This window comes from Methylobacterium sp. 1030 (assembly GCF_040544715.1).
Lineage (GTDB): Bacteria > Pseudomonadota > Alphaproteobacteria > Rhizobiales > Beijerinckiaceae > Methylobacterium.
The window spans coordinates 23,863-49,357 of sequence record NZ_JBEPKM010000004.1 but is presented as its reverse complement, the minus strand read 5'-3'; the positions used below and the strand labels follow the sequence as shown (position 1 = coordinate 49,357).

General features: G+C 71.4%; 21 protein-coding genes. 9 read left to right on the top strand and 12 right to left on the bottom strand.

Translation table 11 applies throughout. The features are described 5' to 3' along the window. Window positions 1-12: 12 nt before the first annotated feature. Window positions 13-678: a phosphatase PAP2 family protein gene (locus ABIC30_RS06585; protein WP_234083264.1), complete on the bottom strand. Its 666-nt coding sequence runs from the start codon at window positions 676-678 to the stop codon at window positions 13-15. A gap of 261 nt (window positions 679-939) precedes the next feature. Between ABIC30_RS06585 and ABIC30_RS06580 the strand changes: the two genes are divergently transcribed. Continuing rightward, a complete protein-coding gene (locus tag ABIC30_RS06580; protein ID WP_020095876.1) occupies window positions 940-1,158 on the top strand; it encodes a hypothetical protein in 219 nt (72 codons plus the stop codon). Between the two features lie 819 nt (window positions 1,159-1,977). Here ABIC30_RS06580 and ABIC30_RS06575 read toward each other — a convergent pair. Beyond that, window positions 1,978-4,800 (bottom strand): patatin-like phospholipase domain-containing protein, encoded by a 2,823-nt coding sequence (locus tag ABIC30_RS06575; RefSeq protein WP_020095874.1) that lies wholly within the window; start codon window positions 4,798-4,800, stop codon window positions 1,978-1,980. A 422-nt stretch (window positions 4,801-5,222) separates the two neighbouring features. Between ABIC30_RS06575 and ABIC30_RS06570 the strand changes: the two genes are divergently transcribed. The 4 genes from ABIC30_RS06570 (at window position 5,223) to ABIC30_RS06555 (ending at window position 11,277) form a co-directional block, all read left to right on the top strand. Further along, on the top strand, window positions 5,223-7,091 hold the full coding sequence (locus ABIC30_RS06570; protein ID WP_020095873.1) for a di-heme-cytochrome C peroxidase: 1,869 nt from the start codon (window positions 5,223-5,225) through the stop codon (window positions 7,089-7,091). 154 nt (window positions 7,092-7,245) lie between these two features. After that, on the top strand, window positions 7,246-8,385 hold the full coding sequence (locus ABIC30_RS06565) for a helix-turn-helix transcriptional regulator (RefSeq protein WP_020095872.1): 1,140 nt from the start codon (window positions 7,246-7,248) through the stop codon (window positions 8,383-8,385). Window positions 8,386-8,444: 59 nt separating this feature from the next. Further along, entirely contained in the window at window positions 8,445-9,737 is a 1,293-nt protein-coding gene (locus ABIC30_RS06560; protein WP_020095871.1) for a cytochrome P450, read from the top strand. Between the two features lie 184 nt (window positions 9,738-9,921). Beyond that, window positions 9,922-11,277, top strand: coding sequence for a peptidoglycan-binding protein (locus ABIC30_RS06555; RefSeq protein WP_020095870.1), 1,356 nt, complete (start codon window positions 9,922-9,924; stop codon window positions 11,275-11,277). A 50-nt stretch (window positions 11,278-11,327) separates the two neighbouring features. On the opposite strand, the gene ABIC30_RS06550 is transcribed toward ABIC30_RS06555, so the two are convergent. The 7 genes from ABIC30_RS06550 to ABIC30_RS06520 all read right to left on the bottom strand — a co-directional run bounded on the left by ABIC30_RS06550 (window position 11,328) and on the right by ABIC30_RS06520 (window position 18,829). After that, entirely contained in the window at window positions 11,328-11,510 is a 183-nt protein-coding gene (locus ABIC30_RS06550; RefSeq protein WP_020095869.1) for a hypothetical protein, read from the bottom strand. A gap of 26 nt (window positions 11,511-11,536) precedes the next feature. Beyond that, window positions 11,537-12,238 carry a GntR family transcriptional regulator gene (locus ABIC30_RS06545; RefSeq protein WP_020095868.1) on the bottom strand — a complete coding sequence of 234 codons (702 nt, stop codon included), beginning with the start codon at window positions 12,236-12,238 and terminating at the stop codon, window positions 11,537-11,539. 279 nt (window positions 12,239-12,517) lie between these two features. Further along, window positions 12,518-13,819 carry an oxalate/formate MFS antiporter gene (gene oxlT / locus ABIC30_RS06540; protein ID WP_026605350.1) on the bottom strand — a complete coding sequence of 434 codons (1,302 nt, stop codon included), beginning with the start codon at window positions 13,817-13,819 and terminating at the stop codon, window positions 12,518-12,520. A 438-nt stretch (window positions 13,820-14,257) separates the two neighbouring features. After that, window positions 14,258-15,676 carry an FAD-binding oxidoreductase gene (locus ABIC30_RS06535; protein WP_020095866.1) on the bottom strand — a complete coding sequence of 473 codons (1,419 nt, stop codon included), beginning with the start codon at window positions 15,674-15,676 and terminating at the stop codon, window positions 14,258-14,260. Between the two features lie 208 nt (window positions 15,677-15,884). Then, complete coding sequence (locus tag ABIC30_RS06530; protein ID WP_020095865.1) at window positions 15,885-17,186, bottom strand: MFS transporter; 1,302 nt, start codon at window positions 17,184-17,186, stop codon at window positions 15,885-15,887. A 129-nt stretch (window positions 17,187-17,315) separates the two neighbouring features. Then, window positions 17,316-18,488: an alpha/beta fold hydrolase gene (locus ABIC30_RS06525; protein ID WP_234083260.1), complete on the bottom strand. Its 1,173-nt coding sequence runs from the start codon at window positions 18,486-18,488 to the stop codon at window positions 17,316-17,318. Between the two features lie 131 nt (window positions 18,489-18,619). After that, window positions 18,620-18,829 carry a hypothetical protein gene (locus ABIC30_RS06520; RefSeq protein ID WP_020095863.1) on the bottom strand — a complete coding sequence of 70 codons (210 nt, stop codon included), beginning with the start codon at window positions 18,827-18,829 and terminating at the stop codon, window positions 18,620-18,622. A gap of 234 nt (window positions 18,830-19,063) precedes the next feature. On the opposite strand from ABIC30_RS06520, the gene ABIC30_RS06515 reads away from it, so the two are divergent. Beyond that, a complete protein-coding gene (locus ABIC30_RS06515) occupies window positions 19,064-19,978 on the top strand; it encodes a manganese catalase family protein (RefSeq protein WP_020095862.1) in 915 nt (304 codons plus the stop codon). A 61-nt stretch (window positions 19,979-20,039) separates the two neighbouring features. On the opposite strand, the gene ABIC30_RS06510 is transcribed toward ABIC30_RS06515, so the two are convergent. Both ABIC30_RS06510 and ABIC30_RS06505 read right to left on the bottom strand, forming a co-directional pair. Continuing rightward, window positions 20,040-20,330 (bottom strand): hypothetical protein, encoded by a 291-nt coding sequence (locus ABIC30_RS06510; RefSeq protein ID WP_026605349.1) that lies wholly within the window; start codon window positions 20,328-20,330, stop codon window positions 20,040-20,042. Between the two features lie 292 nt (window positions 20,331-20,622). Then, window positions 20,623-20,841: a hypothetical protein gene (locus ABIC30_RS06505; RefSeq protein WP_020095860.1), complete on the bottom strand. Its 219-nt coding sequence runs from the start codon at window positions 20,839-20,841 to the stop codon at window positions 20,623-20,625. Window positions 20,842-21,253: 412 nt separating this feature from the next. Between ABIC30_RS06505 and ABIC30_RS06500 the strand changes: the two genes are divergently transcribed. The 3 genes from ABIC30_RS06500 to ABIC30_RS06490 all read left to right on the top strand — a co-directional run bounded on the left by ABIC30_RS06500 (window position 21,254) and on the right by ABIC30_RS06490 (window position 22,300). Continuing rightward, window positions 21,254-21,421: a hypothetical protein gene (locus tag ABIC30_RS06500; RefSeq protein ID WP_020095859.1), complete on the top strand. Its 168-nt coding sequence runs from the start codon at window positions 21,254-21,256 to the stop codon at window positions 21,419-21,421. Further along, the gene (locus ABIC30_RS06495; protein WP_020095858.1) at window positions 21,414-21,761 is read left to right on the top strand and encodes a hypothetical protein; all 348 of its coding nucleotides are present in this window, start codon (window positions 21,414-21,416) and stop codon (window positions 21,759-21,761) included. The genes ABIC30_RS06500 and ABIC30_RS06495 overlap by 8 nt, the downstream gene beginning before the upstream one ends. Window positions 21,762-22,066: 305 nt before the next feature. Next, the gene (locus tag ABIC30_RS06490; RefSeq protein ID WP_354454484.1) at window positions 22,067-22,300 is read left to right on the top strand and encodes a hypothetical protein; all 234 of its coding nucleotides are present in this window, start codon (window positions 22,067-22,069) and stop codon (window positions 22,298-22,300) included. Window positions 22,301-23,019: 719 nt separating this feature from the next. Here ABIC30_RS06490 and ABIC30_RS06485 read toward each other — a convergent pair. Then, window positions 23,020-25,110 (bottom strand): prolyl oligopeptidase family serine peptidase, encoded by a 2,091-nt coding sequence (locus tag ABIC30_RS06485; protein ID WP_354454482.1) that lies wholly within the window; start codon window positions 25,108-25,110, stop codon window positions 23,020-23,022. Window positions 25,111-25,495 lie beyond the last annotated feature (385 nt).

Here is a 25,495-nt window from a genome sequence, read left to right as displayed (position 1 = left end):
ATCCCGGCGCCGTCAGCGCGGCGACCTGCGCCGGTCGCGTGTCAGGCGGTCGACGGCGAACTCCGCGGCGATGCCGATGACGGCACCCGCCAGCACGTCGGCGGGGAAGTGCGCCCCGCGGAGAACCTGCGCCGTGACGACGCCGGCCGCGGCGGCGTAGGACGGTCCCCTGATCTCCGGATAGGCGCGCGCGGCGGCGCACGCGACGGCGGTGCTCAGGGCGGAATGACCCGAGGGGAAGGATTGCCACGGACCGATGCCCGTTCCCGGCCATCCCCGCACGTAGACCCCCTCGTCCATCAGGACGTTCGGGCGCGTCCGATGCACCGCCCGCTTCAAGCTCGTCTTGACGACACCGGCCAGGAGACCGGCTTGCAGCATGTGCCGCCCCGCTTCTGCCATCCGGCGATCGCGCACCATGAGCCCCAGGACGAGGGTGCCGGCAGACAGCGAGAGCAGGGACTGCCAGCTCCCGATCTCGCTCGCCGTCCCCACCGTTCGAACGACGGGGTGGTCTTTCGCGCGTGCCAGCCCGACGCCGAGGGCGACGTCGGCCGCCTCGAATCGGTTGGCGGTGTCGCGTGCTCTGACGTCGGACGGGCTGTTCGGGGATCGCGCAAGCATGGCCATAAACGCGCCCGACGGGCGTTCGTTCGATGCGGCCTCCGCGAACGGCACCCGCCACCGCACCCGCGCCCGATCAGGGACGCGCGCCGCGTCGGCGAACTCACGGTCCGGACGGGAGAGGCCGTGATCGCCTGAACTCGGGCCCGGCGGATGGAGAGGATCGGCCAGGATCTAAGCCAGGATCTCAGTCAGGACCGGCGGAATCGGACATGCGGCTCGGCCCCGAATACCCGTCAGGCCGGCCCGGAGTTGACGGAATCGGACAGATTGGACAGGTTCCAGTGACTAACCTGTGTTACAGTCAGGGCGACGATGTCCACTGATCTCCCCCAGGGTAGAGTCACGTTCCGCGGCCGCGGTCTGGCCTTCGCGCACGGCGCCAAGCTGGTGCTGAAGGTCTGCCCTCTGTGCTCGCAGTGGAACGCGCCCCGGGCTGCCGACCTCGGGCAGTGCGGCTGGTGCGCCTACACCCCGTCCTGTCGCGACGTCGAACCCGCGCCGAGCCGCCACGACACCGACGTCACCTCGTGAGACCGCGGAGGCTCGGACCGGCGCGCGACGCCGCGCATCGCGACGGTGCGGGCGCGGCGTTCCGCACCGATGCCGGCATGCCCCGCGCCGTTCAGCTGTACTGAAGCTCGGCCCGCGCGCGGGAGAGCTTGCGCAGGATACGGCGGATGTGCTCGCGGAGCATGAGGGTCTCGTCCGTCGGGTTCTCTTCCGAAGCCATCGCCGACACATCCAAGACACTTACGGCCCGGTAGCGCATCCGCTCCTCCGCACGACATCACGACGTGTCCTAGCAGCTACTTTCAATTAACGCATCCATCATTTGATCGATTCCGCGCCTCTGCAGCGCGCAAGTTTACGTAGATTTCTCAATCGATGCCCTGATCGGGCCGCGCAATAGAGTTTCCACGTCCCTCGCTTCACCGATCTGGCTTGCGCACGAAATAATCCCGGCCCCGATCAGCTTCGGCCGCTCGGTCTCGTGGCAGACGGTGGCCGGCTCGACACAGACCGCGCGCGGGTTCGAAGGACTTCCCTGCCCCGCCGGCCGGGCGGCGCTCGGGATGCCGCGGACAGGGGGCGCTCTGGTCGAGCCGCGATGCCTTGAACGACGTGCCGAGATCCTGAGCGCGGCCGGATCGGCATCGGCTTTCCTGCGCTTTGGCCGCCCCGGAAGGAACTGATCTTCCGCTCTGCTACGACGCGCCGCCGCCGGGGCGCGGCCGGCGCGACGGACACCCCACCCCGGCGCCGGTCGTCCCGGACCTGCGCGTCCGCGCGGCCGCAGCGTTCGGCCGAGCGACCGTGATCGGGAGGTGCGCGCGTCCGGCGTCGCCCGCGCTAGGAATCCGCGGTCCGGCGCCCGATCTCGCTGTCGAGATACACGGACCAGTCCGACAAGGTCGTGAGCTGCGAGCCGAACATCTTGCTGACCTGGTAGTAGCCCAGGGCGCGATAGCTCTCGAACTGGCTCTCCGAGAACCACTGGTTGGCCGTGCTCTCGTGCGGGAAGGCCGGGCTGGTGGCGCCGTAGGCGCGGACTTCGGCGGGGATGTCGTCGAGGAAGCTCGGCTTGATGTAGATCAGCGAGGCCGCGTCGCGGCCCCCCGGATACGCGATCGTACCCCGCGCGTAGCCCAGCGCACCGGCACGCTTGCCCTCGCGCTCGATCGTCGCGCGGGGGAGAATGCGCATCTCGCCCATCTGGACCTTCGCCAGCCCGTCCACCTCGGCCTTCCGGATCACGTTGCCGAGGTCGAAGAACGTGCAGCGTTCGTCCTGGCCCGCGTCGATCACCACGATCCGCGCGCAGCGCCGCCGCAGCATCTCGTAGACGCCGAGATTGTCGAAATGGCCGCCATCCGAGAGGTAGATCGCCTGCCGGACATCGGTGCTGCGGCCGCCGAGCTCGCTCAGGAGCGCGAGCACGGAGTTCCTCGGCTTCGCGAGCTTGAGGTCGTCCCGGCGCGCCACCGCGGGGTTGGGCAGCCAGGCGCCGAGCCGGACGTTGAACAGGGTCATCAGGAACGCGATCAGGCGCGACGAGTGATAGCCCCAGTTCGGGCTGACCGCCGCCCCGGAGATCGTCAGCAGACCGCCCAGCAGCGGCCCTCGGCCCGCGCTGACACGGTCGCCCGGAGTCTCCATCCCGGCATATTGCGACGTGCGGATGTAGGCCCCGCGCGGGCCGACGGTGCCGGGCCGGTCGCGCGCCCTGTCGGCGCGGTCGAGGATCGCCGAGCCGCAGGCGAAGGGTGTCGCGGTGAACGAGGCGGCCTTCCGCTCCGCCCACTCGGTGTGGAGGAGATCCGTCAGATTGAGCGTCATGTTGACGACGGGCAGGAGCCGCTTCTCGGTCCCGAGATCGGCGATGCGCGGGCTGTCCTCCTCGTCGAAGTCCGTGAACGGATCGGCGTCGCGCCGCGTCCGCGCCGAGCCGAGGAAGCCCCGGGTCAGGCGGTTGCGGTAGACGCCGTGCATGGAGAAGCGGTTGACGTTGACGCGGCCGAACAGCCAGACGGCCCCGGCCAGGATTGCCGCCACCGCGACGTCCAGGATCACGATCATGCCGTAGGGGTTGATGCCGCAGACGGAGCCGGCATCCGCGCCGGTGTCCGCGCCGCCGAGCGCCCGGCGCGGCAGCAGGCAGTTGCCCCACCAATCGTGCGCCTGGCCGAGGAAGCGGCCGAGGCACCAGCCCATCAGGGCGAACAGGCTGATCCCGAAGACCGCCGCCATCGCGCTGAGGCCGATCATCACGAGGTCGTCCATGCGTCCCTTGGCGGCCAGGGACTGCGCGCGGACGAAGACCTGCTTGCCCAGGAAGGCGGCGGCCGGGCCGGTGGCGAGGGCGCCGAGCGCGCCGAACAGGGCGGGGATCTGCGCGTCCTGGCGGCCGAGGGCGTCGGCGGACAGGACGAGGCAGCACAGGCACAGGCCTGTCCAGCCCATCGCGGCCAGCAGGAACTGGCCGTCGACCCGCGCGACCCACTCGCGGTCGAGGTCGGCGCACTCGGCGCTCTTCCGGAACCCGATGAAGATGACGCTCTGGAGAAGGTGGATGACGATCAGCGCCGGCGGGGCCGCGACCGTCAGGATCTGAGAGACCTCGGCCTTCGCGGCGTCGAAGCCGGCAGCGGAGCCACCGACCAGCCAGCCGATGGACGCGTCGGCGCAGACGCAGATCAGCCCGGCCGAGACGAGGCTGCTGGCGAGCCAGGGACCGAGATTCCGCTCGTACAGCCAGAGGCCCGGATGGCCCTTCGAGGTCTGCCAGATCAGGCCGCTGAGATAGGCCGCGACCTGCACGGCGAAGTAGGCGAGGCCCAGGCGGCACAGGGAGAGGCCCGAGACCGGCAGCGGCTGCTCGAACAGCGCGCGGAGCGTGAACGGCAGCGCGAGGGCCCAGACGCAGGTCGGCGCGATGATGCAGGCCGCGATCCGCGCCGGGGACGCGTACGCCGTGACGCCGCCCGTCCGCGGCCGATGGCTCGGCAGGAGGGTGCAGGCGCTGAACGTCGCGACGAACAGCGCCGCGCTGCCGAGCACCAGGGGCAGCCACAGCGTGCTGCCGCTCGCAGCCTCGAGCGCCGTCCGGTAGGCGAGCAGCGCGAGGGGGACGAACAGCAGCAGCGGGAAGATGATCAACCAGTTGAGGATCGTGTTCCGGATGTAGAGAACGATGCCGGCCCAGGTGTCGCGCGACAGGATCCCGACCTCCGGGGTCAGGTAGTTCGTGTAGCGCCGCAGCTTGGCGAAGATCTCGTTGCCCGAGCCGCCGAGCTGGCGCTCGGCCTCGGCGATGCTGCCGCACTGACGGATGAACGTCTGCAACCAGCCGCCGGCGAAACCGCCCCCCGATACCGTCGACAGGTAGTGGAACTCGCCGAGCATCCGCCGGCTGGCCAGGGCCTGCAGTGCGCCGAGGCAGAAGGTGGCGCTGCGGATCCCGCCGCCGGACAGGCACAGGGCGGCGAGCCGGGCCTGGTCGGCCCGCGCCTGCCAGGGCGCGCGATCGCCGGGCTCCGGCGGCCCGCAGAAATGATCCATCTCCTCCGCGAGCGCCTGCTCGGTGTCGAGGAACCACGCGTCCCGGCCCGTCGTCAGGGCGGGCAGATGGTGGGGAGAGGCATCCGCCTGGATGTCCGCGACACTGGCGCTCATCGCTCCTCCTATCGCCCGCTATCGCCCGCTATCGCCCGCGCTGTGCCGGACCGTGCCGGACTGTGCGGTTCAGCCGCCGGGGCACGACAGCGACCGTGCCCCGGCCGTCCTGATCGGTGACCTCTCGAACATCTCCCCGCCCGATGTCGAAACAAGTGACGATAAAATTTTACGGGATCAGTAACCGCTATATAAACGACATCGAGAACAACGGTCGGGAGAACAGGTTGCCCGAATCAGCATTGCGGCCGAGCAGGGGCGCCGCACCACCGAAGCTCGAAACTACCGGCGCGCCGACCCTCACAGAAAAACTGTATTCGAACATCATCCATTCGAATGACGCGCGCACGGGGATCGGCGTTTATTGAAATCGGCGAGACGCTTCGCGAAGGCAGGGTTCCCGCCATGTCCCAGGTGCGATCGTGACCCGCTCCCAGGCCGCCCGCCAGACTGCCCGCCACGCCGCCCGCGTCGTCGCGCTCACCGCGGCGATCCTGCTCCCGGCGCAGGCCGGATCGCGCGCCGCCGACCGAGGACCGACAGACGGGCCGGGTGACGGGCCGGCAGACGGGCCGAGCGACAGGCCGGACGGCACCCCGCACTTTCTCGAGCAATCCTGGACGCCGCAGGAGCGCGCGTGGTTCTACCGGGCGAGCCAGGGCTCGCAGATCATGCCGTATGCCTGGTTCATGTCCCTGGAGCGCCCGGACGACGACACGCTCTTCGTCGCGGACGGGCTCGCGCGCTTCGGCTACCTGCCGAACCCGTACGACGGGACGCGCGGATCGGACCGCAGCGGGCTCCCCATCGGGTTCGTGAAGGACGTCGACGATCGCGGCGAGTGGATCGGCCTGACCTGCGCCGCCTGCCACGTGAACCGGGTCGACCTGCGCGGTCGGTCGATCCTGATCGACGGCGGCCCGGCCGATGCCGACATGTTCGCCTTCATCGAGGAACTCGGCCGCGCCCTCGCGCGGACGCGCGACGACCCGGCGCGCTTCGAGCGCTTCGCCCGCCGCGTCATCCCGACGGAACTGTCGGCGCCGGGGACGGGCCCGTCCGAGCCCGACCGCCGCCGCCTGCGGGCCAGCCTGACGCGGCTGGCCGAGGACTTCTCCCGTTACGTCGCGTCGAGCCGGACCGCGGTGCCCTGGGGGCCGGCACGCCTCGACGCGTTCGGCATGATCTTCAACCGGGCGACGGGCATCGATCTGCGCGACCCGCACAACATCGCCCCGCCCGACGCGCCCGTCAGCTATCCGTTCCTGTGGGATACGTCGTGGCACGACCGGGTGCAGTGGAACGGCTCGGCCGCGAACGGGCTCGCCGTCGAGCGCCTGGGCCGGAATGTCGGCGAGGTGCTGGGGGTCTTCGCCCGCACCGACATCCGGGAGCCGACCCTGCCGCCGCTCTGGTTCGAGACCTCGGCGGACCGGGTCAACCTCCTGCGGATCGAGAACCAGCTGGGCGCCCTCACGGCGCCGGCCTGGCCCGACCGGATCGCGCCGCGCACCGAGGCGCAGGCCCGGGACGCCGCGGCCGGCAAGGTCCACTACGACCGGTACTGCCTGTCCTGCCACGCGATCGCCCCGACCGGCGCGAACCGCACGCTGACGGTGACCCTGACGCCGCTGGCGGAGATCGGGACCGACCCGAAGATGGCGACGAACGCCGTGTCCCGGCGCGCGCGGACCGGGATCCTCGAAGGGATCCGGATGCCGTTCCTCGCGACGACGCCGCCGCTGGCCGCCGAGACGAGCAGCCTCGAACTCGTGGCCACGCTCGTCGCCGGCGCGATCCTGGCGCCCCTCGACCGTGGACCGGACCCAGCGGGCGTCGGGGCGGACCAGACCGTCATCCTCGACCGGCTGCTCAAGCGCGGCACCGCCGCCCTCGAGGCCCGCAACGCGATGCTCGACGACGTCTCGACCGCCGGCGGCAAGGGCCTCGTCGCCGCGTTCGTCGGTGCGCGGAGAGACCGCGACCTCATGGTCTACAAGGCACGGCCGCTCAACGGCATCTGGGCGACGGGCCCGTACCTGCACAACGGCTCGGTGCCGAACCTGTACGAACTCCTGCTGCCGTCCAGCCGGCGATCCAGGACGTTCCGGGTCGGGAGCCGGGAGCTGGACGAGGACCGGATCGGGTTCCGGTCCGATCTCGGGCCGTTCCTGTTCGACACCGCGCTGCCGGGCAATGCCAATACCGGCCACGAGGGGCCGACCTACGGGACCGAGCAGCTCGACGACGCGCAGCGCCGGCAGCTCCTGGAGTATCTGCGAACCCTGTAGGCGAGCTCCGCGGTTTCGATTTCTATCTTATCAGTATTGATTTGTCGTTCGATTGCATCCGTAATGGAACAACCGATTTCGGCACCTGTCGGTCCGACCGGATGGCTGGAGATCTGACAACACTCAAGACTCGCACTCAGCGCGGAGCGTGGCCATGCAGGATCTCGAGGCGTATTCGGTTCTGGTGGGGTCGATCTACGACCGCGTCGGCCAGCCGGAGGAGTGGTCGGCGCTCCTGGAGGATCTGACCGATTTCGTCGGCGGCCGGGTCGGCCAGCTCGCCGTGTTCAGCCTCGACGGGAACCGCAAGCCGCTCTGGGCGGTGTCCGGCTTCGAGCGGTCGCGGTACCGCGAGTTCCTCTACCGGCACGCCACCGAGGATCCGCGCCTCCCCTACATCCTGTCGAACCAGGGCAAGGTCATCCGCGCCGAGGAGGGGGTCGACGCGGTGCAGTTCCGCGAGTCGGCCCTGTTCAAGGAGGTCGTCCAGCCCTTCGAGATCGAGCACAGCCTCGTCACCTACTTCGCCAAGGAAGCCGACGTCATGGCGACGCTCGCGGCGATGCGGGGCGAGGAGGGCGGCCCCTTCCGGTCCGACGAGGTCCGGCGCCTGGCGATGCTCGTCCCGCACCTGCGCCGGGCCTTCGAGCTGTACGCATTGATGCGGCAGGCCTCCGAGCGCACGTCCGATCTCGCCTCCGCCCTGGACCTGCTCGACGCCGCCGTGATCCTCACGGATTCCGACCTGCGCGTCGCGCACGCCAACCGCGCCGCCGAGGCGCTGGCGCGGTCCCGGACCGGCCTGTCCTTCGTGAAGGGCAGCCTCGTCCTCAAGGACAGCCAGACCGGGCGGCGGATCGCCCGCGCGGCCGGCGAGGCGCTCGCGGCCGCGAGCGGCGACGTCGCGATCACGCAGGCCGACCACATCACCGTGACCTGCGGCGAGAGCGGCATGCCCTACCGGGTGTCGCTGCACCCGCTGTCGAAGCGGCCGGCCGGCACCGGGTCGAAGGTGCGGGCCGAGCTGGCGATCGTGATCCGGACCGGGACCCCGAAGGTCCAGGGGAGCAACGCCGCGCGGCTGCAGAAGCTGTTCGGGCTGACCGTCGCCGAGTCGATCCTCGCCAACGCGGTCGCTTCGGGACGGTCCCTCGACGACCACGCCCAGGACCGCGGCATCGCGATCTCGACCGCCCGCACCCAGCTGCGCGCCCTGTTCGCCAAGACCGAGACGCACCGGCAGGGCGAGCTCGTGGCGCGCCTGCGCGAGGGGCTGGACGTCTCGCTCAACTGACCACCGGGCGTCGGGCCGGACGGCCCGCGCCGCTCCGCGAACGCCACAGGAGGTCGTGCATGCGCGCCGCCGCTCCCGAGACGCCCTGCCTCGCCTTCCTGGAGGCCCTGCCGGTGGCGGAGCGCTGGCAGCGCGCCCGGGACTGGATCGCCCGCGCGCCCCAGCCCTTCTTCGCGCAGCTGCGCGCGCGACGGACCGCCCTGGATTGCGGCGCGGCCATCCTCGTCGCCGGCCGCGCCGAGGTCGAGGAGATCCTGTCCCTGCCGCAGGTCTTCTCCGTCGCGCTCTACAAGCCCAAGATGGGCGAGTTCATGCTGGCGCTCGACGGCACGGAGGTGAATTACCGCGACAAGGCGGTCATGCGCGCCGTGCTGTCCTGGCGCGACCTCCCGGCGATCCGCGATCTGGCGGGCGCCGAGACCGACGCGGCCCTCGACGCGGGTCTCGACCAGGGCGGCGGATCCATCGACGTCGTGGCGTCGGTCTCGCGCCGCGTCCCGCTGCGGATCGTGCAGCGCTTCTTCGGGTTCGCGGCGCCCGATGCCGACCTGCTGCGCTGGTCGTACGCGAACCAGTTCGACCAGTTCAACAACCTCCCCTTCGACGAGCGCCCGGACGCCGACGCGATCCACGCGGCGGCGGATCTGGCGCGCCAGGAGATGCGGGCGGCCTTCGCCAGGATCATCCCGGCGCGCGTCGCGGCGATCGAGGCCGGCGCCGACCTGCCCGACGACGTCCTCACCCGGCTGCTCCGGCTGCACCTGCCGGCGGCGACCGGCTTCGGCATGGACCGCGTCGTCATCAACGTCGGCGGCCTGCTGATCGGGGCCATCGAGACCACGTCGGAGGCCGTGGTGCACGCCCTCGCGGAGCTCCTCGGCCGGCCGCAGATCCTCGCGGCGGCCCGCGCGGCCGCCCGGACCGGACCCGCCGCCTTCGACGGCTACGTGTGGGAGGCGCTGCGCTTCGCGCCGATCGTCGCCTTCATGTTCCGCCAGGCGGAGACCGACCACGTGCTCGGCCGGGGCAGCCCGGCCGAGAGCGGGATCGCCAAGGGCCGGGTCGTCCTGCCCCTCAGCCTGTCGGCGATGTTCGACGCGACCGGCGTGCCCGACCCGGACCGCTTCGACCCGGCCCGCCCGGAGCAGACCTATCTCCATTTCGGCCGGGGCCATCACGAGTGCCTCGGCCGCTACGTGGCGGGCGCGATGGTCCCGGAGATCGTTCGCCGCATCCTCCTGCGCGACGCCGTGCGGGCCGAGGGCGCGGTCGAGGACGGGGGCACGCCGTTCCCGACCGCGTTCCGGATCTCCTGCGCCGGCCGGCCGGCGGGGGCCGCCGGGCCCGGTTAGCCCGGCGCGCGCGGGACGTCGCCGACACCGCACCCGGTCCCTCCGTCGCGAGCCCGGGCGGCGCGCGACCGCGCGCGCCCGGATCCGGGGCGTCGCCCGGAGCCCCGCCCGATCGGCGCCCGGCCGCGCGCAGGTGCCGGCCGTCCCATCAAGGCTTCGTCACCGCAGAGCCCGGAGCATCGACATGGCATCCTTCCAGGATTTTCAGGACGGCTACGAGCGGACCTGGGCGTCGCTCCAGATCCGGCCGGAGAAGCTCGCGACCGTGCGCAAGCTCGCGCAGCAGCTCGCCGCCGGCAAGCCGCGCTACCAGGAGATCGAGGCGCGCACCGGCGTGCCCTGGTGGTTCATCGGGCTCTGCCACTACCGGGAATCAGCCTTCGATTTCGACACGTATCTCGGCAACGGACAGAAGCTCGGACGGCGCACCACGATCGTCCCGAAGGGGCGCGGGCCGTTCACGGGGCCGCAGGCCTTCGTCGAAGGGGCGGTCGACGCGCTGCGCCTCCAGGGCCTGGTCGGGCTCGGCGACTGGAGCGTCGCGCGGGCCCTCTACCGGCTCGAGGGCTTCAACGGCTACGGCTACCACGGCCGGGGCGTGAACTCGCCGTATCTCTGGGGCGGATCGACGGCCTACGGGCCGCCGGGCGCGCGCGGCGGCAAGTTCGTGCGCGACCACGTGTTCGACCCGAACGTGGTCGACACGCAGATCGGCACCGCGGTGATCCTGCGGAGCCTCATCGACCTCGACGCGACGGTCGCGCTCGCGGCGCCGCGCGCCGTCGAGGCGGCCGTGTCCCGCGAGCCCGACGACGAACTCGCCGACAGCACGCTCTGGGTCCAGCAATCGCTCAATCGCCTCGGCGCGACGCCGCCCCTCGTCGAGGACGGCCGGAACGGGCCGCGGACCATGACGGCCGTCGCGACGTTCCAGGCGCGGTGCGGTCTGGACGATACCGGCCTCGCGGACGCGCGCACGATCGCCGCCATCCAGGAGGCGCTGCGGCCGGCGGCGCCGGACCACGCGGTGCTGACGCGGATCCAGGACCTGGAGCGACAGCTCGCCGCGCGGGCGGTCACCCCGATGCAGCCCGCCCCGATGCAACCTGCCTCGATGCCCCCGGTGGTGATCGCGCCGGCCGCGCCGCCCGCCGACGTCGCGGCGCGGCTCGACGAGTTCCTCCAGGCCCTGCGCCGACAGATCGACGGTGCGCGCCTCCCGACCGCCCCGATCTTGCCCGGCCCGCCCGCGGCGCGTCCCGACGGCGCGGTCCTCGGGCCGGTCAACGGCGCGCTCGGGCAGACGATCGGGCAGCTGCTCTCCGGCAAGAAGTCGGCGATCGGCATCATCGGCGCCGTCGCCACGCAGATCCTGTCCCAGGTGCCGCTCAACACCGGTCTCGGGCAGGTGCTCGCACAGCTCACGCCCGCCTTCGGGCTGAGCCCCTACACGATGCCGATCTTCATCGGGCTGACGGCGTGGGGCGCGCTCGGGAAGTTCGAGAAGTGGAACGCACGCGCGGGGCAGGCGACCCCGTAGCGCGCGGCGGGCTCCCGGGAAGTCCGGCGCTCACGACGCGCCGCGCCCGCTCACTCGGCGAGCACGAAGGCGAGGCCGAGGATCGCCACCAGCAGAGCCCCGCCCGCGAGCTCCTCGCGCGGCTCCTCTGCGAAACGCGCGGACCGGCTCGCGCTGGCGATCCCAGCTGCGGCGAGCCCGATGATCAGGAAGCCGAGGCCGAGCAGATCGGTCGTCTGAACGGACGGTAGCATCGGTGGTCCTCCGTCAGAGGTGCCTCTCACCCCTCTGGCCAAACCCAGTGCGCCTCGACATGCGCGATCAGCCCGAGCGCGTGATCGCGAACGAGGATCGCGGCCCGATCCGCGTCGCGTGCCTGCAAGGCGGCGATGATGGCGGCATGCTCGCGCATCGAGTCCTCGAGCCTCCCGGCCCGATGGAGGAAGGCCGACCGGATCGCCCGCATGTGAATGAACAGGTTGGTCGTCATCTCGACCATCAACCCGCAGCCGCCGAGACGGATGATCGTCCGATGGAAGTCGAGGTTGGCCTCGTCGTAGGCCTTCAGATGGTCGGGCAGAGTCGCGATATCGAACGCCTCGAAGGCCCTGCCGAGCGCGCGGAGATCGGCATCCTCGGCGTTCCGTGCGGCGGCATGGGCCGCCATGCCTTCGAGCGCGGCCCAGACGGTGATCATCTCGACGATCTCGCGCTTGTTCTTGCGCGTCACGAAGAGGCCGCGGCGCGGCACCGTGGACACGAAGCCCTCCCGCTCCAGGAGCGTCAGGGCTTCCCGGACCGGCGTGCGGCTGATGCCGAGATCCTGCGCGATCTGGTGTTCGTGCAGCCGGATCTGCGCCGATCCGGCGTAGAGATCCATCGCCAGGATCGATTGCTTGATGCTGTCGTAGGCCTGTTCACGCAGACTCAGGGTCTGTCCGATCGAGGCTAGACCCAGAGAGGTCTCGGAAGGCTGCAGCACAGTCGAACTCCGGGAACGCGAGAATGGATTCTGGCCTCAGGTCCTGGAATGGCGCCGAGCGTGGCCGGGCTATCGCGTGAGAGCGAGGCGCCAGGACAGCCGCCCCTCGCCCGATCGTCGATGCGCGCCCGAACATGCGCGATCGCCCGCGGCGCCCTGCGTCTCGACGAGACGGTCTCCGTGCGGGCCAGCTGCCCGGTGCTGGCCGACCCGGCTCCGGAATTCCGGAGCCGGGTCGGGGAGGCTTCGCCCCGGCCGCGGAGCGGCCGGGGCCGTCGCTCAGGCGTGGGCCAGCTTCATCGCCGGAGCCGCCGCGTCGTTGTTCGCCGCGTGGTGCTGCTTGAGCATCGGCCGCAGGACCGCGATCGCCAGGACGGCGGCGATCAGGTCCATGGTCGCCACCGTGTAGAGGACGGTCGCCCAGGTGCCGGTCGCCTGCATGATCAGGTTGCCCACCGGCACGAACAGCGCGGCGAAGCCCTTGGCGCAGTAGAGCACGCCGTAGATCTTGCCGATGTGCTTCGAGCCGAAGGTGTCGGCGGCCGTGGCGCTGAACAGCGAGTAGACCTCGCCCCAGGCCAGGAACACCACGCCGGACAGGATCACGAAGGCCCACGGGTTGGAGCCGAAGTAGCCCAGCGCCACGATGCCGATACCCTCCATCGCGAACGCGATGAACATCGTCTTCTCACGGCCGATCCGGTCCGAGACGAACCCGAAGAGGGGGCGCGAGATGCCGTTCATGATCCGGTCGAGCATCAGCGCGAAGGGCAGCGCGGCCATGGCGAAGAAGTACAGGTTGACCTGGAAGTTCTTCACCCCGAGATCCTGCGCGATCACGCCGAGCTGGGCCACGGCCATCAGGCCGCCCGTCACCGTGCAGGTGAACATCAGCAGCATCACGTAGAACACGGGGGTGCGCAGCGCCTCGCCCAGGGTGTAGTCGCGCCGCGACTGCAGGACCTTGGTGGAGAACGGCACCTGATCCTTGCGCGGGGCGCGCATGGCGATGGCGGCGGCGATGATGATGGCACCCTGGATCAGGCCGAAGACGAAGAAGGCCTGGGCGTAGTTGCCGCTGTCGATCATCTTGGCGATCGGCAGGATGGTGAGCGCCGAGCCGGCGCCGTAGCCGCCCGCCGTGAGGCCGACCGCGAGGCCGCGCTTGTCCGGGAACCACTTGAGCGCGTTGTTGACGCAGGTGGCGTAGACGCAGCCGACGCCGATACCGCCGGCCACCGAGCCGAGGTAGAAGCCGCTCAGGCTGGTGGCGTAGGAGTTGATGACCCAGGCCAGGCCCGTCATCAGACCGCCGAACATGACGACGCGGCTCGGGCCGTACTTATCGATGAAGTAACCCTCGATCGGAGTCAGCCAGGTCTGGACGACGACGAAGATCGTGAAGGCGACCTGGATCGCGGCGCGGTCCCAGCCGAAGGTCTTCTGAATCTCGGGGACGAACAGCGTCCAGGCATACTGGATGTTCGCCGCTGCAACCATGCAGATCACGCCGAGCACGATCTGCAGCCATCGATTTGTACTGGGTACTGCCGTAGCCGGCGTGGCATTTGGCATGGCCATGAGCTTCCTCCCTCATTCCTGCGCTGACATTCAGCGGCGTGCTATAGGATTGGCGTGCACGCCGACGAATTCCTTGCCCGCGCCGGAACCTTATGTTGGGTTCCGAAATTGGCACGGCGGCATGCATTATTCTGTGTGCCAGGAACGTATGGCAAGCAGAATAATTCATCCGTTTCGGCCGAGAATTCGGGATTAGAGGGCGATCTCGCGCGTGCTACCGGATCGCGCGGCCGGCCGCCGCTCTCGCGGACGCCCGTCCTCGGTGTGCCGGCGCCATCTGAGACCCGGCCCGCGGCGTCGGCGCGATCCCCAGCTTTGAGGATCGGACGACGTGATCGCTCGGCCCTGAACAGCACCGATGCAGACGATCGGCCCGGATCGGAGGGATCGGAGGGATCGACGGGCGACGCGGACGGCGGCGCCGGGTCGCGGGGCGCGTCAGGGAATCAGCTTGCCGGGATTCATGAGGTTCCGGGGGTCGATCGCGCGCTTCAGGGTCCGCATGAGGCCGAGCGCCTCCGGCCCGTGCTCGCTTTCCATGAAGCGCATCTTCTTCTGGCCGATCCCGTGCTCGCCCGTGCAGGTGCCGCCCAGGTCCAGCGCGCGGGCGACGAGCCGGTCGAGGAAGCCGGCCACCGCGGACATCTCCTCGGGGCTGTCGGCATCGACGAGCGGCAGGGTGTGGAAGTTGCCGTCGCCGACATGGCCGGCGATCGGCGCCGTGAGCCCGGTCGCGGCGATGTCGCGCTTCGTCGCCTCCACGCATTCCGCGAGCCGCGAGATCGGCACGCAGACGTCGGTCGACATGTTCTTGATCGTGGGACCCGGCCGCAGCGCGACCGAGGCCCAGTACACGTCGTGGCGCGCCTGCCAGAGGCGCGCGCGCTCGTCGGCCCCGGTCGCCCAGTCGAACGGGCCGCCGCCGAGATCGGCGGCGATCTCGCCGAACCGCTCGGCCTGCTCGCGCACGCCCGCGTCCGTGCCGTGGAACTCGACGAGGAGCAGCGGGGTCTCCGGCAGGGCGAGCTTCGAGTAGCGGTTGCAGGCCGCCACCTGCACCTCGTCGAGCAGCTCGATGCGCGCGACCGGGATGCCGGACTGGATCGTCAGGATCGTGGCGTCGCAGGCCGCCTTGATCGAGGGGAACGGGCAGATGCCCGCCGAGATCGCCTCGGGGATGCCGTGCAGGCGCAGCGTGACCTCGGTGATGATCCCGAGCGTGCCCTCCGAGCCGACGAGGAGCCGGGTGAGATCGTAGCCGGCCGACGACTTGCGCGCCCGCCGGGCGGTCGTGACGATGTCGCCGTTCGGCATCACCGCGGTGAGCCCGAGCACCGCGTCCTTCATCGTCCCGTAGCGCACGGCGTTGGTGCCCGACGCCCGCGTCGCCGCCATCCCGCCGATCGTGGCGTCCGCCCCGGGATCGATGGGGAAGAACAGGCCGGTGTCGCGCAGGTACGCGTTCAGCGCCCTGCGGGTGACGCCGGCCTCGACCGTGCAGTCGAGGTCGTCGGCATGGACCGCGCGGACGCGGTTCATTGCCCCCGTGTCGATCGAGACGCCGCCGAACGGCGCGTTGACGTGGCCCTCGAGGGAGGTGCCGACGCCGTAGGGCACGATCGGCATGTCGCGCTCGGCACAGGCGCGCACGACGGCCTGCACCTCCGCGGTGGAGTGCGGGAAGACCACGAGGTCCGGCGGCTCGCACGGCGCCCAGGTGAGCTGGTTGGCGTGCTGCTCGCGCACCGCCGGGCTCGCCGTCACCCGGTCCCCGAGCACGGCCCGCAGGGCCTCGGCGAGACCCGCGATCGTCGCCGCGTCCGGGCGGGTCCGCGGGGCGGGAACGGGGGCGTTCATGGGCTGCTCCGATGGGCTCGAACTGGGGCGTCGCCGGGGACGGCGTGTCCCGGGGGCCGCGCGGCCCCGCGACACGGCCTCCGCTGGGACGACCTGGCGACGCGACCGTAGGTCGATCGGCGGCCGCCCGCCACCCGGGCGCGGCGGGGCGGCGGCGCTGCCCCCTCCCCCCGGGTCGCGTTCACCCACCGCGTCTGCCCCGCCGCGCCTACTCCGCCGCCCGCGCGCCGCGCGCCGCGGCCTGCTCCAGGTGCCGGTCGTGGGTGAGGCAGAGGACCGTCACCATGGCGGCGAGGCCGGCCGCCGCGATGAGGAGGAGGCCGCCCGTGAAGGTGCCGGTGGCGTCCTTGATCGCGCCGACCGCGTAGGGCGCGGCGAAGCCGGAAAGGTTGCCGAGGGCGTTGATGATGGCGATGCCGCCGGCCGCCGCGGCGCCGGACAGGTAGGCGGTGGGCAGCGTCCAGATCACCGGGAGGCCGCCGAAGATGCCGAAGGCCGAGACGCTGAACAGGGCCATCTTGGCGTAGGGATCGGAGACCAGCGCCGCCGCGGCCGTGCCGCCGGCCGCGAGCAGGAGCGCGAAGGCCGCGTGCCCCTTGCGCTCGCCCCTGCGGTCCGAGGAGCGCCCGAGGGCGAGCATGCCGACGATCCCGATCGCGAAGGGGATGAGGCTGACGAGACCCGTCTGGAGGTTCGTGAGGTCGAAGCCCTTGACGATCTGCGGCAGGAAGAAGCTGAGCCCGTAGAGCAGCGCCACGTTGCCGAAATACACGAAGGCGACGGCGAGCACGCGCCGGTCGAGGAGCGCCTCCGCGACGCTGTAGCGGCGGGCGGATTCGCGCGCCCGCCGCTCCTGCGCGAGGCGCTCGGTGAGCCACGCGCGCTCGTCGTCGGGCAGCCAGGCCGCCTGCGCCGGCCGGTCCGTCAGGAAGGCCAGGACGATGCCCGCGAGGATGACGGCGGGCAGCGCCTCGAGGACGTAGAGCCACTGCCAGCCCTTGAAGCCCCAGACCCCGTCGAGGCCCAGCAACGCCCCCGAGACCGGCGAGCCGATGACGCTCGAGAGCGGGACCGCGGCCATGAAGGTGCCGATGATGCGCGCGCGGTAGCGCGCGGGGAACCACAGCGTGAGGTAGAAGATGATGCCGGGGAAGAACCCGGCCTCCGCGGCGCCCAGCAGCAGGCGCACGGCGTAGAAGCTCTTCTCGCCGACGATGAAGGCCATCGCGCCCGACAGGAGTCCCCAGGTCAGCATGATGCGGGCGATCCACACCCGCGCCCCGACCCGCTCCAGGATCAGGTTCGACGGCACCTCGAAGACGAAGTAGCTCAGGAAGAAGATGCCGGCCCCGAGCCCGTAGGCCGTGGCGGAGATGCCGAGGTCCCCGTTCATGGTCAGCGCGGCGAAGCCGACATTGACCCGGTCGAGGTAGGAGATGAAGTAGCAGGTGATCAGGAGGGGCAGGAGCCGCCTGCTGACCCGCCGGATGGCGCGCGCTTCCACATCCATCGTCGCCCCCTCGAGGATCCGGAACGGACGCCGGGCGCCCGATCCGACTGGGCCTCCGGTCGGTTGGCGGGAGACATAGCCGGGCCGTCGGCGCCCCGATAGAAGCGGACGCGGTGCGGCGGCGGGCGCCTACGCGCCGGGGCGGGATCCGGCCCCGCCGCGACCGAGCGCGTCGAGCAGGAGGTCCGCGACGGCCCGGGGCTGCTCCTGCTGAACCCAGTGCCCCGCCCCCGCCACGAAGTGGCAGCCGAGCAGGCCCGCGCCGGCGCCATCCTTCATGCGCTCCAGCGCGCCCGGCGCCTGGAACGGGCCCCAGTCGCGCGCCCCGGACACGAACAGGAGGGGGACCTCGATCCGCCGGCCGGCGAACCGCGCGAGGTCGCGGTCGATGCTGCCATCCATGCGGCACCGGTAGCCCTGGAGCGCGCCCTGGAAGCCGGAGCGCGCGTACTCGGCCGCGTAGACGGCGAGTTCTGCCTCCGTCAGCCAGGCGCAGTCCGCGCCGCCCCGCTCCGGCATCTCCGGCGCCACGGTCGCGGGCATCGTCCGGCCTTCATCCATCACGTAGTAGGTCGGCATCTCGGCGAGGGCCTCGGCCGTCCAGCCGGCGAGCGCGCGGGGTCGATTGTCCGGCCAGTCCGCGCTCTTGTGGTGGAAATAGGCGCGCAGGAACGCGGCGAGGCCCTGGGGACTGCGCTCCATGTCGGCGGCGGCGCGGCGCGTCGCGTAGTAGCGGTGGTAGTGCGTGCGCGGGCGCGGCAGGGCGGCCAGCGCCGCGTGGATCGGGTCGTCGGCCGGCGTCCGGAGGCCGCGTGCCAGGGCGTCGAGCCCCGGCGCCCCCGCGAAGGGCGCGCTCATGAGGGCGACCATGCCGAAGAGATCGGGCCGCGCCAGGGCGCAGTAGCCGCAGACCCAGGACCCGTAATCGTGTCCGACGAGCGCCGCGACCCTGTCGCGCTTCAGGGCGCTCATCAGGCACAGCAGGTCGAGGAGAAGGTTGTGCAGCCGGTAGGGCGCGAGGTCGTCCGCGAAGGCGACCGGCGCGTCCGCGGTGCGGCCGTAGCCCCGGAGGTCGGGGGCGACGACGTGGTAGCCCGCCGCGGCCAGCGCCGGCATGACCTTCCGCCAGGAATAGGCGATCTCGGGGAAGCCGTGCACCAGGAGGATGAGCGGGCGGTCGGGACCGCCGTCGCCCGCCTCCAGCACGTGCATGCGCAGGCCGTTGACGTCCTCGACGAAGCGGGCGCGGATTCCGTTCGGGAGGGCGGCCGGATCGAGCGGGGGCAGGACGTTCGTCACCATGGCCGCGCGCTCCCGTGCCGATTGTTCGACGGCCGCCGAGCGTACACGCTCCGCGATCCGACCGCGAAATCCGACCCGCGCGCATCCGGCCCTGCCCCACCTCCGCGCCCAGTCGGCGCGCCGCCGAACCGTCAGGCGGTCAGGGCGGCGCGGGCCTGCCGGTGCCCGGCCTCGGCCCGCCACGCGTCGCGCTCGGCCTCCAGGCCCTGGATCCGGGCATGAAGCTGCCCGGCATCGATGGCCGTCTCCATCAGCATGTCCTGCGCGCTGGCGAGCTGCTCGCGCAACTCGGAATTCTCGGTCACGAGGGTCAACAGGATCGCCGCCACGTCGTCGCCCATTCGTCCACCTGCCTCACCGTCCGGGGTCGCGGCTGGTAGGACCGGCATGGTTACCGCTCCGGAAAGGATGGCGGCCGGGCGCCCGCGCCGAGGCCACTGTCCACAGCCGGATGGCGCCGGCCGCCGGGAGGCCGCCCGCGGGCCGCCCGCGGGCCGCCCCGTCTCAGCCGCAGGAACAATCGTCCGTGCGGGAAGATGCCGTCATGCGCACCCCGCGCGAACGGAGCTGCTCGCATGTTCATGAAGCTCGACCGCCTTCAGGCCGAACTGCCACAGCCGAAGAAGCCCGATCCCAACGCGGCGGCCGCGCTGCAGGAGCTGCTCGGCGGCAAGTACGGGGAGATGTCGACCCTCGGGAACTACATGTTCCAGAGCTTCAACTTCCGCAACAAGTCGAAGCTGCGCCCCTTCTACAGCCTCGTGTCGAGCATCTTCGCCGAGGAGCTCGGGCACGTGGAGCTGGTCTCGACCGGCATCGCGATGCTCAACAACGGCCCCGGCGACGACACCGAGGAGGTCGACGTCTCGAAGGCCCCGTTCCACAACATGCAGGACATCCGGCTCGCCGGCAGCTTCCTGAGCAACGGCGGCGGCGCGACACCGGTCAATTCCAACGCGCAGTCCTGGAACGTCGACATGGTGACGACGACGGGCAACATCATCATCGACCTGCTGCACAACTTCCACTTGGAGTGCGGCGCGCGCCTGCACAAGCTGCGCGTCTACGAGACCCTGAAGGACCCGACCGGCCGCGAGGTCTGCGGCTACCTGCTCGTGCGCGGCTCGGTGCACGCGCACGCCTACGCGCTGGCGCTCAAGAAGCTGACCGGCGTCGAGATCGAGAAGATGCTGCCAACCCCGAACATCGTTCTCGACAAGATTCCGGAGTGCCAGAAATATCTGCAGGAGGGCTCGCACCGGCGCCTCTACCGCTTCAGCCCGGACGACTACAAGGAAGCGGCCGGCGTCTGGTCGAACGACGAGGTCGCGCTGCCGGGGGATCCGCCCGGCAACCTGGAGGTCGTCGACGGCCTGCCGGAGGGCGGCAAGATCCCGGAACTCGACGGCAATTACGGGGCCTTCGCGCCCAACTACGCCCCCGAGGAGATCTTCGAGATCGCCAGCAAGCTCTACAAGAAGGGGCGCTGAGGCGCGCTCAGAACCGGGCAGGGCCCCGCGGTCTCAGAACCGCGGGCCGCGCCGTCCCCGGTCAGTACCAGTCGTCGTCGTCGGCGGGCGATCCCGGCGGGAGGGGGCCGTCACCCATCACGCCGGGATCCCCGTAGTTGAACGGAGGTCCGTCGAAGCCGACCACACCGTCCGGATTGTCCGGCGTCACGTTCGGATCGACCTTCAACTCGGTATCCTCGCGCCCGAGCCGTTGATCGAGGCGATCCATGCGCTTGAGATCCTGCTGGATCGGGATGTCCTGCTGGGCCTGCGCGACGATCGCGGGACTTGCGAGGGCGAACACCAGCGCGGCGACGGTCAAGCGTGTCATAGCAATCGGCCCTTCGCGTCCCGGCGCGCTCCTGAAGTCGATGCATACCGTGGACGGACCACCGAGCATAGCATTGACGGCCGTCAACACTAATCGCGCGTGCATGTCGACCGGGCGCGGGCTCGGCGAATGCGCGTCGCCGCCCGGCCCGACCGGATCGAGATCTGCCTTCGCGCCGTGAGACGTGCCCTCCCCGCCGGGCACCGTGCGGGCACCGTGCAGGCCTCGTGCACGCCTCGTGCAGGTCAGATCGCGGAAGGCCGGCAATCCTGCGGGCGCCGGGCCTGACCGGTCAGCGCGGCTGGCGGCCGGCCGGGCCGGCGACGTGCGGGCCGGCGGAGCGGTCGGCCGGCACGGGCCGGTGGTAGGTGACGGAGATCTCGGGCAGCATCACCGCGGTGACGTCGGACAGGCCGTGGCGTGCGGCGGATCCCTGCGCGGAGGCGGGCGTCGCGAGGGCGGCGGCGAGGGTCGCGGCGAGCGCGGCGGCAGCGAACAGGCGGACGGTCATGGCAAACCTCTTCTGACTTCGGCACGAAGTCATCCGGTCAACTGTCGCGAGTGAGGAAGATCGTCGTTCCGGCGGTCTTGATCGCCTCGGCTCTGTCGGGCCGAATGTCATCCTTCAACATGGATGTTAGGCCGGCGGTTGCCGCGAATGCGTGCGACGCCGCACAATCGTCAGTATCGGATCGAGCGCGGGGTCTCTTCGTCGCGCCGGACCGGCCCCTTTTGGGCGCGCCCGGCACCGCGGCTCGATCCGGCGCGGCGATGGCCGGCATCCGCGACTCGCGGGCGCGCCGGGGCGCTCCCGCCGGGATTTCGTGGACGGACGTTCGCTTTCCGTACTCATGTGGCATCGGAGTGGCAGCCGGCGCGCGACGGCTCCGCTACGGTGCGGACGTCTCCCTGAGGCGCCCTCGATGCTCATCCCCGCCCCGACCATCCGCCGTCTCCTCATGCTGGGGCTCGTGCTCGTCGCCCTCGTCGCGCTCGCGGACGGCGTGGCCCGCCACGAGTTGCGCACGGCCGCGCGCGCGATGACCCTCGCCGACGCGGCCCCGCAGACGGAGCGCGCGTCGGATGAGTAGGCGCTCGCCCCTCGCGGCCGGCCTGACGCTCCTCGCGGCCCTGGCGGGGGCCGAGCCCGCCGCGGCGCTGGCAGCGGAGCCGGCCGACCTGCCGGGCCTGGAGCGGGCGTGGCACGGCTGCGTCCGCGAGGCCTTCGACCGGCAGCCGGCGCACCGGAGCAGGCCCGGCCGGGAGCGGGGCGCCCTGGACGCGTGCAAGCCCCAGGAGGACGCCTACGTGGCGGCCCTGATGGCCGCCCGGCCGATCGACGCGAACCGCCCTGCCCTGGCCTGGGCGCGGACCTGGATGGCCTACGTGGTGGATCCGCTGAGGGACTGGATCGCCGCGCTGCATCGCTGAGCCGTCCCAGCCGCGGCCGGGCGGAGGTCGGGCGCGGACGGCCATCCGCGCGGGGCGGGACGCCTGCAGATCTCACGCAGCTCTACCGAAGGTGCGCTCCGAGCATTCGCACCAGTATTGTGCATCCCTTTCCGATGTTCGCGCGTTCCAATCTCGAACCGGCCGATATTTCGGTGCGATTGTCGACATAGAGGAGGCGCGAATGCTGCGCGGTGGATTGCTGTGGCTGCTGGGAATCCCGCTGCCGATCATCCTGTTGCTGTATTTCCTCGGCGTGTTCCACTAGGTCGAGGCGGACAGTCGTCGTGCCCTACACGGTCGAGATCACCACGCCGCCGGTGCGGATCGACGGCGCCGAGCAGGCCTCACGGATGTATCAGCTGCCGGACCCGTTCAGCACGCTGGCCGAGGCCAAGGAAGCGGCGATCGCGCATATCGGGGGTCTCGGCCTCGATCCGGCCGGCATCCTCTACACCGTCTTCGATCGCGAGGGTTTCACGGTCGCCTCCAACGCGGATCAGGGCGCGGGGGCCAGATAGAGCGGGCCGGCGGATCAGGGTCCCGTCCCGCTCTGCGGGGCCCTCCGAGCCCGGAGGCGGCCTCCCTGCCCGCCTCCGGCCGGTGCGCGGCCCGGGATCCGTGCGCGAGCGGCGGCCCTGCAGGTGTTCCGGGACACGCCGGACCTGAAAGCTTGGGCGTACATCGGGATCACACCGCGAACACAGTCGCGAACCCGATGGAGACGACGATGACCTGGACCAACCGCATCGCCTTGGTGGCAACCCTGATCGCCGGCGCGGTCGCCCTCGTGACCTACGCGCAGGCCCTCAGCCTGCCGGCCCATTTCGCGTGAGCGAGACGGGCCCGGCGGCCGTCTCGCCCACCGTCGCCGCCTGAACGCGCGCCGAACGGTTCCGCGGCGCAGCGTGACTCTTCGCACCGCACGCAGCCGGCCGATCCGGCATCATCATTGCAGTTGGTGATCCCGGGTCTCGCCCGAGACCCGCTGCTCGATGAGAGGCGTGCACGACATGGTCCTGAAGGGCTTCTCCTACGCGATGATCGGCGCCTTCCTGGGCGGCCTCGCGATGACGGTGACCGGCTCGGCCGGGGTGCTGATGGGCTTCTGAGCCGCGGCGGTCCTCGGGGCCGCCCGGGCGACGGACTGCCCGAACGGACGGCGTGAGCGGCGGGGCGAGAGCCCCGCCGTTCCCGTATGCGGACCCGGACGATGCCGCGGTTCGGGTCGAGGCCGCGCTCACGCGACCGGGTCATCCCATCCGATGGCGCGGCGCAGGAAGGTGAGCCCCAGCGCCCGGAACGCCGCCGTCTGCTCGCTGTCCTTGCCGGCGCCGTGCCCGCCGGTCGCGGGCTCGTAGAAGGCGACGTCGCAGCCGAGGACGCGGAGCTTCTGCGCCATCTTCCGCGCGTGGCCTGGATGGACCCGGTCGTCGCCGCGGCTCGTGGCCAGCAGGATCGGCGGGTAGGCCCGCCCGGCCTCGGCGGCGTGGTAGGCGGAGATGCCGGACAGGAACGCCCAGTCCTGCGGGTCGTCCGGATCGCCGTACTCCGCGATCCAGCTCGCGCCGGCCAGGAGCTTCGTGTAGCGGCGCATGTCGATCAGCGGGATCGTGCAGGCCAGCGCCCCGAACCGCTCCGGGTAGCGGGTGAGCATGTTGGCGATCAGCAGGCCTCCGTTCGAGCCGCCCTCGGCCGCGATCCGCCCCGGCCGCGTCACGCCGCGGGCCACGAGATCGGCGGCCACCGCGGCGAAGTCGTCGTGCGCCCGGGCCTTGCCCTCGCGCCGGCCCGCGTGGTGCCAGCGGGTGCCGAACTCGCCGCCGCCGCGGATGTTGGCGGTCACGCAGGTGCCGCCCCGCTCCAGCCAGAGCTTGCCCAGCACGGGCTGGTAATCCGGCAGGCGCGAGAGCCCGAACCCGCCATAGGCCGTCAGGTAGACGGGGGCCGCACCGGTCTCGGCTTCCGGCCCGACCTGAACGTAGGGCACGCGCGTCCCGTCCGCCGACACGGCCTCGTGGCGCGTCACCCGGATGCCGCGCGCGTCGAAGGCCGGGGGCGCCCGACGCAGGACGGCCGGGGCGTCGAGCGCGGGCGGGAAGGCGAGCAGCGCCGGCGGCGTCACCGGATCGTGGGCCAGCGCCAGCAGGGCTCCGTCCGCCCGCTCCGGATCGCCGTCGAGGGGCCAGAGATGGACGGAACCCAGGGCGGGCAACCCAGCGAGGGGCCGCTCGGTCCAGCCGCCCGGCCCCGGCTCGAAGACCCGGTAGGTGGGGCGCAGGTCCTCGAGCACGTCCACGATCAGCCGCCCGGCCGACCAGAACACCCTCTGCAGGGCGAGCCGCGCGTCCGGCTGCCAGAGGACCGTGAAGGCGCGGCCTCCCGCCAGCAGGTCGGGGAGCGCGATCGCCAGCACCGTGTCGGTGTCGTGCGCGACGCCGTCCACCGTCCAGGGCCGCCGCAGCCGCACGGACAGGTGGTCGCGGTGCAGCTGGACCCCGGCATGCGTGGGCAGGTCGAGGCGCGCGCGCAGGCCGCCGCGATCGCCGATATGGACAGCCGCGTCGAAGAAGCCGAGCTGCTCGACGACCGTGATCCGCTCGGTCCCGGTCTGCCGGTCGGACGCGCCCCAGACCGCCATGCTGGTCTCGGCGGTCTCGAACAGGACGGACGCGTCGCGCGGGTCCGTGCCGCGCGGCCAGAGCCGGACGGTGCGCGCGTAACCGGACCGCGTGGCCATGCCCGGGCCGAGGGCGCTCGACAGGAGCACCGTCTCGCGATCGAGCCACGTCGCGCCGCCCTTGCCCTCGGGCAGGACGAAGCCGTCGGCCACGAAGGTGCGGGTGTCCAGATCGAACTCGCGGATCACGGCCGCGTCCTTGCCGCCGCGGCTGAGGCGCACGAGGGCGCGATCGAGCGCGTCCCTGAGGATCGTCGCCCCGGCCCAGACCCAGTCCTCGCCCTCCGTCGCCGCGAGATGGTCGAGATCGAGCAGGATCTCCCAGTCCGGGACCGCGGCGCGGTAGCCGGCCGCGTCGACGCGCCGCCACAGGCCGCGCGGATGCGCGCCGTCCGTCCAGAAATTGTAGAGCCAGCTGCCGAAGCGCTGGACGAACGGGATGCGGTCCGGCCGGTCGAGGAGGTCCCGGGCGATGTCGCGGTCGCGGAGGAAGCCGGCATCGCCGTAGCGGGCGAGCGTCTCCGCGTTGCGTGCCTCGACCCAGGCGAGCGCGTCGGGCCCGTCGACCTCCTCCAGCCAGAGGTACGGATCGTCGTCGGGCCGCGCGAGGGTCGGCCTGGGGTCGGGGTGGGGGTCGGTTGCCGCGGACATCAGTGGGACCGTAGCCCCTGCGCGCCACCCTCGATAGGCGCGCGGCATTCCCCCGATGAGCGGTCAATCGTCTCGGACGCGCAGATGTTCGCATGCCTCGCGCAGGTGGAAAGGACGATCCGGACACGCGGATCAGGACGTTTCCGCATGCGGGCGGCCGATCCCCCTCCCGAACGTCGCCGCCGCGCGCGCCGTCGACTCGGCCGGCAGGCCGCGCGGGTCTCTCGGGCGCATCTATACTTATCTTTCCAGCGCCATTCGGACCATATCAGATCTTTGACTGTTTTCGCTTTTATCAAATCAGCACATATGCCTTGCATTCGCACCGATCATGGTATTCAATGATGGTTCTGTCGCGTACGGTCTGGTTCGTGCTCTGAGTCCC